Annotated in this window: 15 protein-coding genes; 8 read left to right on the forward strand and 7 right to left on the reverse strand. The window is 73.3% G+C overall.

The window, feature by feature from the left end; translation table 11 throughout:
* Positions 1–124: 124 nt before the first annotated feature.
* Entirely contained in the window at positions 125–1,705 is a 1,581-nt protein-coding gene (locus ACFVGY_RS09970; RefSeq protein ID WP_385673720.1) for a DUF3152 domain-containing protein, read from the reverse strand.
* Between the two features lie 5 nt (positions 1,706–1,710).
* Positions 1,711–2,691, reverse strand: a complete 981-nt coding sequence (locus ACFVGY_RS09975; protein WP_385673722.1) for an alpha/beta fold hydrolase — start codon at positions 2,689–2,691, stop codon at positions 1,711–1,713.
* A gap of 156 nt (positions 2,692–2,847) precedes the next feature.
* Between ACFVGY_RS09975 and ACFVGY_RS09980 the strand changes: the two genes are divergently transcribed.
* The 4 genes from ACFVGY_RS09980 (at position 2,848) to ACFVGY_RS09995 (ending at position 4,722) form a co-directional block, all read left to right on the forward strand.
* Positions 2,848–3,066, forward strand: a complete 219-nt coding sequence (locus ACFVGY_RS09980) for a hypothetical protein (RefSeq protein ID WP_385673725.1) — start codon at positions 2,848–2,850, stop codon at positions 3,064–3,066.
* A gap of 202 nt (positions 3,067–3,268) precedes the next feature.
* On the forward strand, positions 3,269–3,916 hold the full coding sequence (locus tag ACFVGY_RS09985) for a TetR/AcrR family transcriptional regulator (protein ID WP_385673728.1): 648 nt from the start codon (positions 3,269–3,271) through the stop codon (positions 3,914–3,916).
* A 117-nt stretch (positions 3,917–4,033) separates the two neighbouring features.
* Positions 4,034–4,261: a DUF3107 domain-containing protein gene (locus ACFVGY_RS09990; RefSeq protein WP_385673731.1), complete on the forward strand. Its 228-nt coding sequence runs from the start codon at positions 4,034–4,036 to the stop codon at positions 4,259–4,261.
* A 158-nt stretch (positions 4,262–4,419) separates the two neighbouring features.
* Positions 4,420–4,722 carry a hypothetical protein gene (locus tag ACFVGY_RS09995; protein WP_385673734.1) on the forward strand — a complete coding sequence of 101 codons (303 nt, stop codon included), beginning with the start codon at positions 4,420–4,422 and terminating at the stop codon, positions 4,720–4,722.
* 147 nt (positions 4,723–4,869) lie between these two features.
* Here ACFVGY_RS09995 and ACFVGY_RS10000 read toward each other — a convergent pair whose 3' ends face one another.
* Positions 4,870–5,628 carry a ferritin-like fold-containing protein gene (locus tag ACFVGY_RS10000; RefSeq protein ID WP_385673737.1) on the reverse strand — a complete coding sequence of 253 codons (759 nt, stop codon included), beginning with the start codon at positions 5,626–5,628 and terminating at the stop codon, positions 4,870–4,872.
* A gap of 448 nt (positions 5,629–6,076) precedes the next feature.
* Between ACFVGY_RS10000 and ACFVGY_RS10005 the strand changes: the two genes are divergently transcribed.
* The 3 genes from ACFVGY_RS10005 (at position 6,077) to ACFVGY_RS10015 (ending at position 9,404) form a co-directional block, all read left to right on the forward strand.
* Positions 6,077–8,176: a DEAD/DEAH box helicase gene (locus ACFVGY_RS10005; protein ID WP_385673740.1), complete on the forward strand. Its 2,100-nt coding sequence runs from the start codon at positions 6,077–6,079 to the stop codon at positions 8,174–8,176.
* A gap of 121 nt (positions 8,177–8,297) precedes the next feature.
* A complete protein-coding gene (locus ACFVGY_RS10010) occupies positions 8,298–9,155 on the forward strand; it encodes an alpha/beta fold hydrolase (RefSeq protein ID WP_385673743.1) in 858 nt (285 codons plus the stop codon).
* Between the two features lie 96 nt (positions 9,156–9,251).
* Complete coding sequence (locus ACFVGY_RS10015; protein WP_007266367.1) at positions 9,252–9,404, forward strand: hypothetical protein; 153 nt, start codon at positions 9,252–9,254, stop codon at positions 9,402–9,404.
* 89 nt (positions 9,405–9,493) lie between these two features.
* Here the strand turns inward: ACFVGY_RS10015 and ACFVGY_RS10020 are convergent, their stop codons facing one another.
* The 4 genes from ACFVGY_RS10020 to ACFVGY_RS10035 form a co-directional block, all read right to left on the reverse strand.
* Entirely contained in the window at positions 9,494–10,099 is a 606-nt protein-coding gene (locus ACFVGY_RS10020) for a MarC family protein (protein WP_385673746.1), read from the reverse strand.
* Between the two features lie 92 nt (positions 10,100–10,191).
* Complete coding sequence (locus ACFVGY_RS10025) at positions 10,192–11,058, reverse strand: PHP domain-containing protein (RefSeq protein WP_385673999.1); 867 nt, start codon at positions 11,056–11,058, stop codon at positions 10,192–10,194.
* 185 nt (positions 11,059–11,243) lie between these two features.
* On the reverse strand, positions 11,244–11,885 hold the full coding sequence (locus tag ACFVGY_RS10030) for a DUF6758 family protein (protein WP_385673749.1): 642 nt from the start codon (positions 11,883–11,885) through the stop codon (positions 11,244–11,246).
* A 61-nt stretch (positions 11,886–11,946) separates the two neighbouring features.
* Entirely contained in the window at positions 11,947–12,531 is a 585-nt protein-coding gene (locus ACFVGY_RS10035) for a suppressor of fused domain protein (RefSeq protein ID WP_385673752.1), read from the reverse strand.
* 421 nt (positions 12,532–12,952) lie between these two features.
* On the opposite strand from ACFVGY_RS10035, the gene ACFVGY_RS10040 reads away from it, so the two are divergent.
* Positions 12,953–14,068, forward strand: a complete 1,116-nt coding sequence (locus ACFVGY_RS10040) for a magnesium and cobalt transport protein CorA (RefSeq protein ID WP_385673755.1) — start codon at positions 12,953–12,955, stop codon at positions 14,066–14,068.
* The last annotated feature ends 17 nt before the right edge of the window (positions 14,069–14,085 follow it).

Below are 14,085 nucleotides of genomic sequence, written 5' to 3' on the forward strand. Positions count from 1 at the left end.
GCGCCGCCGCCCGCCCCCCCCCCCCCCCCCCACCGGAAGGGGTGAAGAGTCGTAACTTTCCCGTACGGTTCGCGTTCGAGGCCGCTACCGAAGGGCCTCGCCGCGGGGCGCCGCCCGCCGCGCGTCAGTTGCCGGGGAACACCCAGGGGTTGGGCTTGCAGGCGATCCCGCCGATGTCGAGGGACTTCGTCTGCTGCTGCATGATCGGCGCGAGGGCGCCCGGGGTCTGGCAGTTCACGTGCCCGTGGCCGAGCCGGTGGCCCACCTCGTGGTTGATGAGCATCTGCCGGTAGGCGAGCATCTGGTCCGGGCCGTACGTCTGCGAGCCCTGGGCCCAGCGGAACGCGTTGATCATCACGCGCTCGGTGTTGGCGGAGTCGCAGCTGACGTTCTCGATCGTCGTGTCCAGGTCGGACTTCGCGCACCACACGCCGGTGGTTCCGGGGCTGGCCAGGGTGATCACGAACTCGGCCCCGCCGCCCGGGACGCGCTCGAAGGTCTTGGTGCCGCCGTGGCCCCAGCTGCGGTCGTCGTTGAGGGTGCGGTGGACGGCCTCGGCGAACAGCTGCGCGTCCAGGCCGAGCCCCTGTTCGACGTCGACGCGGTAGCGGACCACCTTGCCCTTGCCGGGGGCGGCCGCGACGCCGGGGACGGTGTCGAAGGCGCCCGAGCCCTTCAGCTTCGCGTCGAGCGGCAGCTGCTGGGCCATCTTCTGCTCGTACGACAGCTCGGGCGCGGCCGGCGCCGGTGCCGCGGCCGGGGCCTCGGGGGCGCCGCGACCGTCGGAGCGGGAGGCCGCGGACTGGCCGGGCTGGGCGCGGTCGGAGGCGCTGCCGGCGGCCTGCGGGGTGGAGGTCTTGGTGTCGCCGCCGGTGAGCATCTGGGTGGCCACGACGACGGCGATCGCGGTGGTGACGGCCACGCCCGCCACGGCGCCGTAGGTGCGGGCCTTGGAGCTGCGGCCGGAGGACCGTTCCTCCTCGCTCTCGGCGGGCGCGGCCTCCTCGCGGGGCGAGGGCACCACGCGGCGCTGCGCGCCGGTGGCGGTGAAGGGGTCGGCGGGGCCGGCCGCGGGGGTGCTGAAGGCCGGGGTGCCGGTGTCCAGCACGGCCGCGGACGCGCCGGAGGCGCGCGCCGTGCCGCGCCGGTCGCCGTGGACGGAGCCGGCGTCGGTGCCCCAGGCGCCGCCGGGCTCGCGCTGCTCGGGGCGGCCGCCGGGCCGCGCGCCGGGCTCGGGGGCGCCGACGGGGGCGTAGCCCTGGTGGGCGACGGTGGGTTCGGTGCGGCGGCGGCGCCCGCGCGGCTCCTCGTACGTCGGGACCTGGCCGTGCGGGGAGTGCTGGTCGAACGGAGCGTGCTGGTCGAACGGGGGGTGCTGGTCGAACGGGGCGTGCTGATCAAATGGAGCGTGCTGGTCGTACGGGTCGTACCGGTCGTACGGCAGGTACTGGTCGGGCAGCGGGTACCGGTCGTAACCGGGCTGCTGCGCCTGGCCGGGGGGCTGCTCGTACCCGGGCTGCCCACCGTACCCGGGCTGCTGCCCGTACCCGGCCTGCTCCCCGTACGGCGGGTGGTCCCCGTACGAGAGGTGCGGCTCGTAGGGGTACGGGTCACGGCTCTCGTACGGGGGGTGCGCGGCGGGCGCGGGCGCCGGGCGCGCCGGAGCGGGAGCGGGGGCCGGGCCCTTGCGACTATGTCGTCCCACGGTGGTCAGCCCCTGCCGTCTTCGGTATCTCGGTCGGTGTCGTGCAGCAGCTCCCGGAAGGCGTTCGCCACCGCCTCGGGGTATTCCATCATCGCCACGTGCCCGGCCGCGGGGAGGCTCAGCAGTCTTGAGCCCCGGAAGGACGCAGCCGCTCTCCGGGCCGTACGGTAGGCGACCAGCTGGTCGCGTCCGCCGTAGACCAGCAGGGTCGGGGCGAGCACCCGCTGCGCCTGCCGCCAGAGCCCGTGCTCCCCGCCGAGGGTGTAGGCGTCGACGATGCCGCGGGTGGAGCGGGTCATCGCCTCCCAGAAGTACGGCAGGGCCATCCGCCGCTCCATCTCGTCGACGGCGGTGCGGAAGTCCTCGGGGCGCACCCGGGCGGGGTCGCCGTAACAGAGCCGCATCACGCCGCGGGTGCGCTGCTCGGCGGTGAGACCGCCGGTCAGGCGGTTCAGCACACCGGTCATCCCGGGCACGGCGAGGAGTACGGTCGGCAGGACCGACTTCTGCATGCGCAGGTCGGGCAGTGCGGGCGAGACCAGCGTCAGCGTGCGCACGAGGTCGGGGCGGACGGCCGCGACGCGGGTGCTGACGGCGCCGCCGAGGGAGTTGCCGAACAGGTGGACGGGGCCGCGGCCGGCGGCGTCGAGGTGGCGGATGACCGCGCGGGCCATCGCCGTGACCGAGTAGTCCTTGTCGACCGGTGGTGGGGACCAGCCGAAACCCGGCAGGTCGACGGCCTCGCAGTCGACGCTGTCCTCCAGCAGGGCCATGAGGGCGGACCAGTTGGTGGAGGAGCCGCCGAGGCCGTGCACGAACAGGGCGGGCGGCAGTCCGGTACGGGTCGCGGGCCGGGACCGCACGGTCAGTTCGAGGCCGGGCAGCAGGGCCGTGCGCAGCTGCTCCCCCTCGGCCACCCGGGCGGCTCCCGCCCGGAAGGACGGCTCGGTGGCCGATCGCACACCCGGCAGCTCGGTCGAAGACATGGGGGCAATGTTACGAGACGATCACGTCCGGACTCTTGTGTTCGGCATCACAGACCCGCGCAGGATGCCCGGGGTCCACGTAGCGGCGCACCCGCGATCCTCCTAGGCTCATAGGTGAGGCAGGACCACGAGGGGTGAGGGAAGAAGGGGAGCCAGATGAGTGTCGACCCGGCGGAGCCGGAGACCTTCCGGGGAAGGATCCGGGATGCGCTCGACGCGGAGGCGCCCGAGGCCGACGCCGCGGAGCAGCAGGCCGAGCTGCGGCCCGAGGACGATGACGAGCGGGTCACGGGGGTGGAACGGGGCGAGGCCGCCGACGGGGACGCCGTCGATCAGTCCCGGGTGGTGCCCTTGGACGAGGATGACTACCGCTGAGGGGCCCGGGCCCCTTCGGCCGACCGCGCCCGGCCGCCCCGGACTACCGTTCGGTAACCGCTCCCGGCGCCGCTGACCAGCGCGTCCGGGCGGTCCGTACAGCGAGAAAACTCGGCTTCGACCCTACAGATTCGGTTACCGAAAAGTACGATGGCGGGCGCGGCGCAGAGGCACTGCGGCAACAGAGAAAGTGGGAGGCGGCGTGACAGCCATCGAGCAGACGGATGCAGCGCGTCCCCGGGGCACGCGCCTGCCGCGCCGAGCCCGACGCAACCAGCTCCTGGGCGCGGCCCAGGAGGTCTTCGTCGCGCAGGGGTACCACGCGGCGGCGATGGACGACATCGCCGAGCGGGCCGGGGTGAGCAAGCCGGTGCTGTACCAGCACTTCCCGGGCAAGCTCGACCTCTACCTGGCGCTGCTGGACCAGCACTGCGAGAACCTGCTCCAGGCGGTGCGCGGGGCGCTGGAGTCGACGACGGACAACAAGCAGCGCGTGGCCGCGACGATGGACGCCTACTTCGCGTACGTGGAGGACGAGGGCGGCGCGTTCCGCCTGGTCTTCGAGTCCGACCTGACCAACGAGCCGGCGGTGCGCGAGCGCGTCGACCGCGTGTCGCTGGAGTGCGCCGAGGCGATCTCGGACGTGATCGCCGAGGACACCGGCCTGTCGAAGGACGAGTCGATGCTCCTGGCCGTGGGCCTGGGCGGCGTCTCGCAGGTCGTGGCCCGGTACTGGCTCTCCAGCGAGAGCCCGGTCGCCCGCGACAAGGCGGTGGGGCTGCTGACCTCGCTGGCCTGGCGCGGCATCGCGGGCTTCCCGCTGCACGGTGCGGACGGCGCCCCGGCGTGATCCGCTGTTCGCTGCCAGCGTGTCCGCCGAGCCGCTTGCGTGTCGCCTCTGCGGGCTAATGTGGACCGGGTACGGCGCGGCTGATCGCGCACAACCGAGCGTCGGAGGGACAAAGCCGTGGAGGTCAAGATCGGTGTGCAGCACGCACCCCGGGAGATCGTGCTGGAGAGCGACCTGAGCGCCGAGGAGCTCGAGCGCATCGTCTCCGAGGCGCTGACCGGTTCGGCACCGCTGCTGAGCCTCACCGACACCAAGGGCCGCCGGGTCCTGGTGCCCTCCGAGCGCCTGTCGTACGTCGACCTGGGCGAGCCGAGCGCGCGCAAGGTCGGTTTCGGCACGGCCTGATGCCTTTCGGCACGGCCTGACGCGTTCCGGCACGGTCCGGCACGGTCCGAGAACTGGACTGAACGGCCCGGTGGTTGAATCCACCGGGCCGTTTCCGTGTCTTCCGCTTCGGGTAGGACCGGTGTGACCGGTTAGCCCCTGACCTGCGGGAGGCCCCCATGCTGCTGATCGAGGCGCTCGGCTCCGTCCTGCTGGGCCTGGCACTGGCGGCAGCGGCCCTGCGGCTGCTCGCCCCGCGACTGCCGTCGCCGCGCGTCGTGTTCGTCAGCGGGGCGCTGGGCGCCCTGTTCGGGGCGTACCTGACGCAGTACGCGCTCGGCCCGGGGCACGGCACGGTGACCGCGACCCTGGTCGGCTCGGTGCTGGTCGCCGCCGTGGTGCTGTCGCTGCTGCTGCGCCCGGTCCGGCAGTCCGGCTCCCGCCCCGCCCACCGGCCCTTTTCGCTTCCGTCGCGGGGCTGACCGCCGCAGGCGCCGGCGCGGCTAGGCCCTCCGGTCCAAGGCCGTCCGACTCCCCAGGAGCGCGGTACGCCACGGCCCCGGCGCGCACACGGCGCGCCGGGGCCGGCGCATGCGGGGGCGGCGGCGGATTCCGTGCCGCCGCGGGCGCTAGGCGGCGAGGCCCAGGGCCGCCATCCGCTTGGTGTGGGCCTTGGTGATCCGGGCGAACATCTCGCCGACGGCCGCCAGGTCGAAGCCGGCCGCCATCCCGTCGACGCCGCCGACCAGCATGGTGGACAGGGCGTCGCGCTCGGCGACCACCCGCTGGGCCTGCGAGAGCGCCTCGCCCATCAGGCGGCGCGCCCACAGGGCGAGCCGGCCGCCGCAGCGCGGGTCGGCCTCGATGGCGGCGCGCACCTTCTCGACGGCGAAGCCGCCGTGGCCCGTGTCGTCGAGGACGGCGAGCACGAGGGCGCGGGTGTCGGCGTCCAGGTGGCTGGCGACCTCGCGGTAGAAGTCACTGGCGATCGAGTCGCCGACGTACGCCTTGACCAGGCCCTCCAGCCAGTCCGACGGCGCGGTCTGGCGGTGGAAGTCGTCGACGCCCTTGGCGAAGGGCTCCATGGCGGCGGTGGGCTCGACGTCGATCGCCGCGAGCCGGTCACGCAGCCGCTCGAAGTGGTGGAACTCCGCGGAGGCCATCTTCGCGAGCTCGGCCTTGTCGTCGAGGGTGGGCGCGAGCTTCGCGTCCTCCGCGAGTCGTTCGAAGGCCGCGAGCTCGCCGTACGCGAGTGCGCCCAGCAGGTCCACGACGGCGGCCCGGTACTGCGGCGAGGCGGAGGCGGTCGCCCAGTCCTGGGCGGCGATACCGGTCGCCTCGGCGGGGGCGCCGTCGTCGGCGGGCGATGCGTTTTCTACGGTCGACATGCTCCGCACAATAGCCCGCCCTCGCACCTCCGACGCCATCACGTCGCACTGCCTTCCGTCCACCCGAACGCGACGACCAGGTGAATTCACCCGACACGCCTGCGCGATTCCGGGGTACAGTGGTAAAGCGCCTGCCGAATACTCGGCGGGCCATCGCATGAGGATGCCCGGTCGGTGGCCCGATCGGCTCCAACCCGACCGCCCTCGGATGATGCGTACGTCCATGCGTACCGCGTCCACGAGGGGCCCCCTCAGCGGCACTGGCGGCTTGAGCGAAGGCAGTGGTCCCGCGCAGCTTCGTACGTACATGCAGTACTGCAAGCCCGGCACGGTACGACCCCCCTCGCCGCCTCGCGCCGCGTCTCACAGAAGAGGCAGCACCCTGACTACGTTCCGAGAACTCGGGATCCTTCCCGAAATCGCCGAGGCCCTCGAAGCCGTCGGCATCGTGACCCCCTTCCCCATCCAGGAGATGACCCTCCCCGTCGCCCTCTCCGGCACGGACGTCATCGGCCAGGCGAAGACCGGAACCGGCAAGACGCTCGGTTTCGGCCTTCCACTGCTGGAGCGGGTCGTCGTCCCCGCGGACGTCGAGGCCGGCCGGGCCACGCCCGACCAGCTGACCGACTCCCCCCAGGCCCTCGTCGTCGTCCCGACGCGCGAGCTGTGCACGCAGGTCACCAACGACCTGCTGACCGCGGGCAAGGTCCGCAACGTCCGCGTCCTGGCCATATACGGCGGCCGCGCGTACGAACCCCAGGTCGAGGCGCTCCAGAAGGGCGTCGACGTGATCGTCGGCACCCCGGGCCGCCTGCTCGACCTGGCCGGTCAGCGCAAGCTCGACCTGTCGCGCGTCAAGGCGCTGGTCCTCGACGAGGCCGACGAGATGCTCGACCTGGGCTTCCTGCCCGACGTCGAGAAGATCATCAACCACCTGCCGGCCAAGCGGCAGACCATGCTGTTCTCGGCGACCATGCCGGGCGCGGTCATCGGTCTGGCCCGCCGCTACATGACGCAGCCGACGCACATCCGCGCCACCTCGCCCGACGACGAGGGCGCGACCGTCGCCAACATCACCCAGCACGTCTACCGCGCGCACAACATGGACAAGCCGGAGCTCGTGGCCCGCGTCCTGCAGGCCGAGGGCCGCGGACTGGCCATGATCTTCTGCCGTACCAAGCGCACCGCGGCCGACATCGCCGAGCAGCTGGAGCGCCGCGGCTTCGCGTCCGGCGCCGTCCACGGCGACCTGGGCCAGGGCGCGCGCGAGCAGGCGCTGCGCGCGTTCCGCAACGGCAAGGTCGACGTGCTGGTGTGCACCGACGTCGCCGCCCGCGGCATCGACGTCGAGGGTGTGACCCACGTCATCAACTACCAGACGCCCGAGGACGAGAAGACGTTCCTGCACCGGGTGGGCCGCACCGGCCGCGCCGGCGCCAAGGGCACGGCGATCACCCTGGTCGACTGGGACGACATCCCGCGCTGGCAGCTGATCAACAAGGCGCTGGAGCTGGACTTCCACGACCCCGTGGAGACGTACTCCACCTCCGCGCACCTGTTCGAGGACCTGGGGATCCCGGCCGGCACCAAGGGCATCCTGCCGCGCTCCGAGCGCGTGCGGGCCGGCCTGAAGGCCGAGGAGATCGAGGACCTGGGCGAGACCGGCGGCCGCGGCGGCCGGGGCGGCCGCGGTGCGGCCTCCGCCCCCGCCGCGGAGCGTCCGGCCCGGACGCGGACCCCGCGCGAGCGCCGTCGTACCCGCGGCGGTGCCGAGATCGCCGCCGACTCCGTCGACGCCGCTCCGGTGGCCGAGGCTCCGGCGACCGTCACGGCTCCGGCTGCTCCGGCGGTCGAGGAGGCCCCGGACGCGGACCAGCCGCGCCGGCCGCGCCGCCGCCGTACCCGGGTCTCGGCCTCGGCCTCGGCCGCTGCGGCCGCTGCCCCGGCCGCTGCGGTCGTCGCCGAGGCTGCCGCGGCCGCGGCGCCCGTCGTCGAGGCCCCGGTCTTCGAGGCACCCGTCGTCGAGGCACCCGCGGCCCGGGCGGCCGCGCCGGCGAAGGCTCCGGCCGCGCCGCGGCAGGCCCGTACCCGCAAGCCCACCCAGACCTCGATCCTGGCGGCGGCCGCGGCCGCGCCCGTCCAGGCGCCGGTCCTGGTGCCGGCCGGCCCCGAGCCGGACTTCCAGATCGCCCCGCCGTCCGAGCCGGTCCAGGCCCGCCGTGCGCGGGCCCCGCGCAAGGCCGCCCCGGCCGCCGCGGTGACCCCGGTCGCGCAGGCTCCCGTCGCCGAGGCGCCGGTGGCCGAGGAGGTCGCGGCGAAGCCGAAGCGCACCCGGACCCGCAAGGCCGTGGCACCCGCGGCGGAGGTCCCGGCGGTCGAGGCGCCGGTGGCCGAGGAGGCTCCGGCGAAGCCGAAGCGCACCCGGACCCGCAAGACCGCCGTGGCCGAGGAGGCGCCGGTGGCCGAGGCCGCCGTGGCCGAGGAGGCTCCGGCCAAGCCGAAGCGCACCCGGACCCGCAAGGCCGTGGCGCCGACCGCGGAGGCCTGAGCCCCCGCAACATCGTGATCCGGGCCCCGGTTCCCCCTTCCCAGGGGGGGCCGGGGCCCGCGGCGTACGGGGGCGGCCTCCCGGGCTGGGACGGGATGCTACGGACCGGTAACCTCGGGCCATGAGCAAGCCGCCGCGCCTTACCCTGCCGTCCGACGCCCGTGCGTACCGCCTCCCGACCGCCCGCGGCGAGTTCGCCGTCCACGAGGCGGGCGAGCCGGTCCGCGGGACGGCCCTGCTGGTCCCCGGTTTCACGGGCAGCAAGGAGGACTTCATCGGTCTCCTGGAGCCGCTGGCCGCGCACGGCTACCGGGCCGTGGCCGTCGACGGGCGCGGCCAGCACGAGTCCCCCGGGCCGCGCGAGGAGTCGGCGTACGCCCTGGACGAGCTGGCGCAGGACGTGCTGGCGCAGGCGGCCGCCGTCGACGGGGGCCCGGTGCACCTGGTCGGGCACTCGCTCGGCGGGCTGATCGCGCGCGCCGCCGTGCTGCGCGACGCGGCGCCGTTCGCCTCCCTGACCCTGATGAGCAGCGGGCCGGCCGCAATCGCCGAGGAACAGCGGGAGCGGACGAAGCTGCTGGTCGCGGCGCTGGAGGCGATGCGGGAGGACATGGCGGGCGTCTGGACGGCCATGCGCGCGTACGACCCGCAGGACGCGGTGGCCGACGCTCCGGAGCTGGCGGAGTTCCTGCGGGACCGGTGGCTGGCGACCGTACCGGAGCAGCTGATCGCCACCGGGCGGGTGTTGGTCTCCGAGCCGGACCGGGTGGGGGAGCTGAGCGGGGTCGACCTGCCGAAGCTGGTCCTGTCGGGCGAAGTGGACTACGCCTGGCCGGTCCCGCTGATGGACGACATGACACAACGTCTGGGAGCTCGGCGCGTGGTGGTGCCGGGTGCGGAACACTCGCCGAATGCGGAGAACCCGCAGGTCACGGCGGATGCGCTGGCCGCGTTCTGGGGTGCAGTCGACGCCCGGTAGTTAGCCTGGGAAAAAATTTCCTTAGCGTAGGGAATGTTTGAGCTTTACACTTCGTTGGGAACCGATGCAAGGAGAACACTGACGAAGGGAGAAGCCGTGCGCTTCGAGATTCTGCGCCTGGACGACGTCGACGGAACCGCCGTGGACAGCACCGTCGTGGACGCGGCCTCCGTCAACCGGATCGTGCAGCAGGCGGCCGCCATCGGCCAGCGCATCCTGATCCGACCGGCCGAGAGTGCGTCCTCCTGACACTTCTGGGCGCGCAGTCCAGCACGCGAACGCCCCCGCGCCGATTCGGTGCGGGGGCGTTCGCGTGCGCGCTGGCGCTTCGGGGCCGGTCAGGCGCCCCGGACGACCTGGAGCACGCCGTTGATGATCTGCTGGACGGCGATGGCGGAGAGCATCATGCCCGCGAGGCGCGTCACGAGGACGACGCCGCCGTCCTTGATGACCCGGATGATCACCAGCGAGTAGCGCATGGTGAGCCACAGGACCGCGTGCATCGCGATGATCGCGCACCAGACCGAGACCTGGGCGCTGACGTCGTCGGCCTTCTGGACGGCCAGGATGACGGACACGATCGCACCGGGACCGGCGAGCAGCGGCATGCCCAGCGGCACGAGGGCGACGTTCACGTCCTTGGTCTGCTTGGGCTCGTCGGTCTTGCCGGTGAGCAGGTCGAGCGCGATGAGCAGGAGCAGCAGACCGCCGGCGATCATCAGGGCCGGGACGGACACGTGCAGGTAGTCGAGGATCTGCTGGCCGCAGATGCCGAAGACCGCGATGACGCCGAAGGCCACGCAGACGGCCTGCCAGGCCATCCGGCGCTGCACCTTGACGGGCCGGCCGGAGGTCAGGGCGAGGAAGATCGGCGTGATGCCCGGCGGGTCCATAATCACAAAAAGCGTGAGAAATAGGGATCCGAAGACGGCGAAGTCGAACACAGTGATGCCTTGCAGAGAGTGGGGTGTTTCGAAGGAAGAGGAGGGGCGGGGCAGCGCGGGAGCACCTTCCGGTAGCGGACCGGAAAGGGGCGTCACGCGCCGGCGGCTCCGCCGGTGCCCGGCACGGGGAAGGCCCCGGTCGCGCGGCGCGTGATCTCGCCGTAGACCTCGGGGTCGGTGGTGTAGTCGCCGAGGCGGCAGGTCTTGCGGCTGCCGTGGTAGTCGCTGGAGCCCGTCACGAGGAGGTCCAGCTCGCCGGCGAGGGCCCGGAGCCGGCTGCGGGTGTCGGCGTCGTGGTCCATGTGGTCGACCTCGATGCCGTCCAGGCCGGCGGCCGCGAGGTCGGCTATCGCGGCCTCGGGGACGCAGCGGCCGCGCTTGACGGCGGCCGGGTGCGCGAGGACGGTGACGCCGCCGGCGGCCTTGACCAGGCGGATGGCGTCGAAGGGGTCGAGCTCGTGCTTCTCCGCGTAGGCGCGGCCGCCGTCGGCGAGCCAGTCCGGGGTGAACGCGTCCGACACGGTCGGGACGACGCCCAGCTCGACGAGGGCGGTCGCGATGTGCGGGCGGCCGACGGAGCCGCCGGCGGCGATCCGGGAGACCTGCTCCCACGTGACGTCCACGCCGAGCGCCCGGAGCTTGTCGATCATGGCCTGGGCGCGGGGGGTGCGGTCGTCGCGGACGAGCTCCCGCTCACGGGCGAGCGCGGGCTCCTCGGGGTCGAAGAGGTACGCGAGCAGGTGCATCCCGATGCCGTCGAGGCGGCAGGAGAGTTCCATCCCCGGGACGACGGTGAGCCCGCGCGGGGCCGCGGCGATGGCCTCGGCGTATCCCCCCACGGTGTCGTGGTCGGTCAGCGCGACCACGTCGAGCCCGGCGGCGGCCGCTCCCAGGACCAGCTCGGCGGGGGTTTCGGTCCCGTCGGAGGCCGTGGAGTGGGCGTGCAGGTCGATGCGCACGGCCATGGCTCCAGGGGTCGCGGGTACGGGGGACACCTCAGGATAACGTCCGGCCGCGCGCCCGCTCCCCCCGCCCCCTCCGGCGGCCGCGGCCGCCGGTGCCGGCCGCGCCACGGGTGTCGCCGCCACGGGTGCCGCCGCCACGGGTGCCGCCGCCACGGGTGCCGCCGCCACGGGTGTCGCCGCTACGGGTCGAGGATCCGCGGGCTCACGGCGCCGCACGGCAGGAGTTCGAGCTCGGCGCCCGCGTCCCGCAGGTCCGTCAGCACCAGCTCGTCGTACAACAGCACGCCCGACTGCTCCGGCCAGGCGATCGCCCACAGCCACAGCCCGCGCGCCTCGCCCGCGAAGACGGCCCGGTTGTCGGGAGCGTCCTTCACGTGCCACAGCGGGGTGGGGCGGCCCGCCGCGACGACCTTGGTGTGCGGAGGGGCGGACACGTCGAGGCAGGTGCCCGGGTCGGGGCCGTCGATCCCGGCGAACCGCGCGCCCAGCCCGACGCCCAGTTCCTCGGCGATCAGCAACAACTCCCCCATCCCGCCCAGCGGTCCGGGTCCCGAGCAGGCCACGGCGGTCGCCCTGCCCCCGCTGCGGTCGTCACCGGCCGAGGCCACCCCCGTGAACAGCCACCCGACCGGCAGCGGCCACGGCATCCACACTGGCACCCGGGCCCGGTGCACCACCACGCCGAGGCCCTCGACGCTGGGCGGGATGACGGGCTGCAACGGGTGCACCGCGCCGTGCACCGCGCACTGCCAGGAGTCGGAGAAGAGTCCGGGCGCCCTGACCCGGCCACCGCACTTCGGGCAACTCGGTTCGCCCCTCATAAGATGCAACGCTCCTCCCCGCCCGGCGCGCCGTCAAGACGCGATCACCCGTCCGGATGCCTCAGTCCAGCGGCACGGCGGAGCGCAGCGGGTCGCGCAGGTCCGCGCCCCGTGCGAGCCACCGCTCCTGGAGGGCGGCCGCGCCGTGCACCCGCTTCCACGCCGCTTCGTTGGGCGTCATCGGCAGGAGGGGCAGGAACTGCACCGGGTCCATCGGCTCGTCCAGTGCGAGGTCCTCCACCAGCCCGCCCGGCTCCGCGACGAGCACGGAGGTGAACGGCGCCCCCTCCCACAGCGGCTCCCCCACGTCGAGGGAGGCGCCGGGCGCCACGACCAGTCCCTCGACCTGCGGGGAGGCGGCCAGCACGGCGAGGGGCCGCAGCACCTTGTCGGTGGCCGCGCGGCCCTCCCGCACGGTCAGCACCAGCTCGGCGCGGGGGCCGCGCAGCGGGTCGGCGACCATCGCGGTCGGGTCGGTCATCGGGGTCGCGGACATGCCGAGGGTCGCGTACCGGACGAGGCCGCCGCCGGTGAAGCGGAGGACTTCGATGCGGTCGGTGCCGAGGAAGGTGACGGCGGCGCGGGCGTCGGGTTCACCGAGTGCACTGCGCAGCCGGGCCTCGACGAGAGCCAGAATTTCTGCCATGGGGCGAGCATAGAACTCGTATGAGGTGGGTAAAGGGCGGGTCTTGACCATCCGTCGGCTGATAGTGTTGTCCGCTGGCCGATGCCGCATGCATGGGGGTACCCCCAGCGGTAGCTGGGGGAATGTCTCCGGGCATCAGGCGACAGGAAGTCCTCCACGGAGGACCGGCCGGAGGAGGTGGGGACTGCGATGAAGCGAAGTCGATCGTGCAGTACCAACCGCTCTTCCGCGTCCCGTACGGGCGCCTTTCGCCCGTTTTGATCATCTGATCAGCAGAAGAGCGACGGCAGAACGTTGTCCTCCCGTCCTGTTTGTTCCTTCCGGTCGCTTCGGCATGCCCGCCCGCCGACGGTTGCCGTGCCGCCCGGAAGGGGCCTCCACACCCCGTGCGGTTGCCGCCGCACGCGCGAAGGAGCCTGCCATGTCGATGCTGCCCTACCTGCGTGCCGCCGTACGCCCGGCCCTGCGCCGGTCCACCCCCATCCAGCCCGGCTACGACACCACGCGCGACCCCTCGGCGAGCAGCGCCGTGGTCGACTGCGCCGTGTACCGCGACGGACGGCGCGTCACCGGACCTGCCTGCCTGACGCCGCGTGAGGCGATCCGGCGGGTCCGCGAGGACGGCGGGTTCGCCTGGATCGGCCTGCACGAGCCGACCGAGGAGGAGTTCGCGGGGATCGCCGCCGTCTTCGGCCTGCACCCGCTCGCCGTGGAGGACGCCGTCCACGCGCACCAGCGGCCGAAGCTGGAGCGCTACGACGACACCCTCTTCACCGTCTTCAAGACCATCCACTACGTCGAGCACGCCGAACTCACCGCGACCAGCGAAGTCGTGGAGACCGGCGAGGTGATGTGCTTCACCGGGACCGACTTCGTCATCACGGTCCGGCACGGCGGCCAGGGCTCCCTGCGGGGGCTGCGCCACCGCCTCCAGGACGACCCCGAGCTGCTCGCCAAGGGCCCCTCGGCCGTGCTGCACTCCATCGCCGACCACGTCGTCGACGGGTACATCGCGGTCGCGGCGGCCGTGCAGGACGACATCGACGAGGTGGAGAGCGCGGTGTTCGCCGCGCCTGCCAAGGGCAGTGCGCGCGGCGGCGACGCGGGCCGCATCTACCAGCTCAAGCGCGAGGTCCTGGAGTTCAAGCGGGCCGTCGCCCCGCTGCTGCGGCCGATGGAGCTGCTCAGCGAGCGACCGATGCGGCTGGTCGACCCGGACATCCAGAAATACTTCCGCGACGTCGCCGACCACCTGGCGCGGGTGCACGAGCAGGTCGTCGGCTTCGACGAGCTCCTGAACTCGATCCTCCAGGCGAACCTGGCGCAGGCGACGGTCGCCCAGAACGAGGACATGCGCAAGATCACCTCCTGGGCGGCGATCATCGCCGTGCCGACGATGATCTGCGGCGTCTACGGGATGAACTTCGACTACATGCCCGAACTCCGGTGGGAGTACGGCTACCCGATGGTGATGACGGCCATCATCGCCAGCTGCTTCACCATCCACCGCGCACTGCGCCGCAACGGCTGGCTGTAGGCCCTCGGGGCGGCCCC

The organism is Streptomyces sp. NPDC127106, assembly GCF_042677605.1.
Lineage (GTDB): Bacteria > Actinomycetota > Actinomycetes > Streptomycetales > Streptomycetaceae > Streptomyces.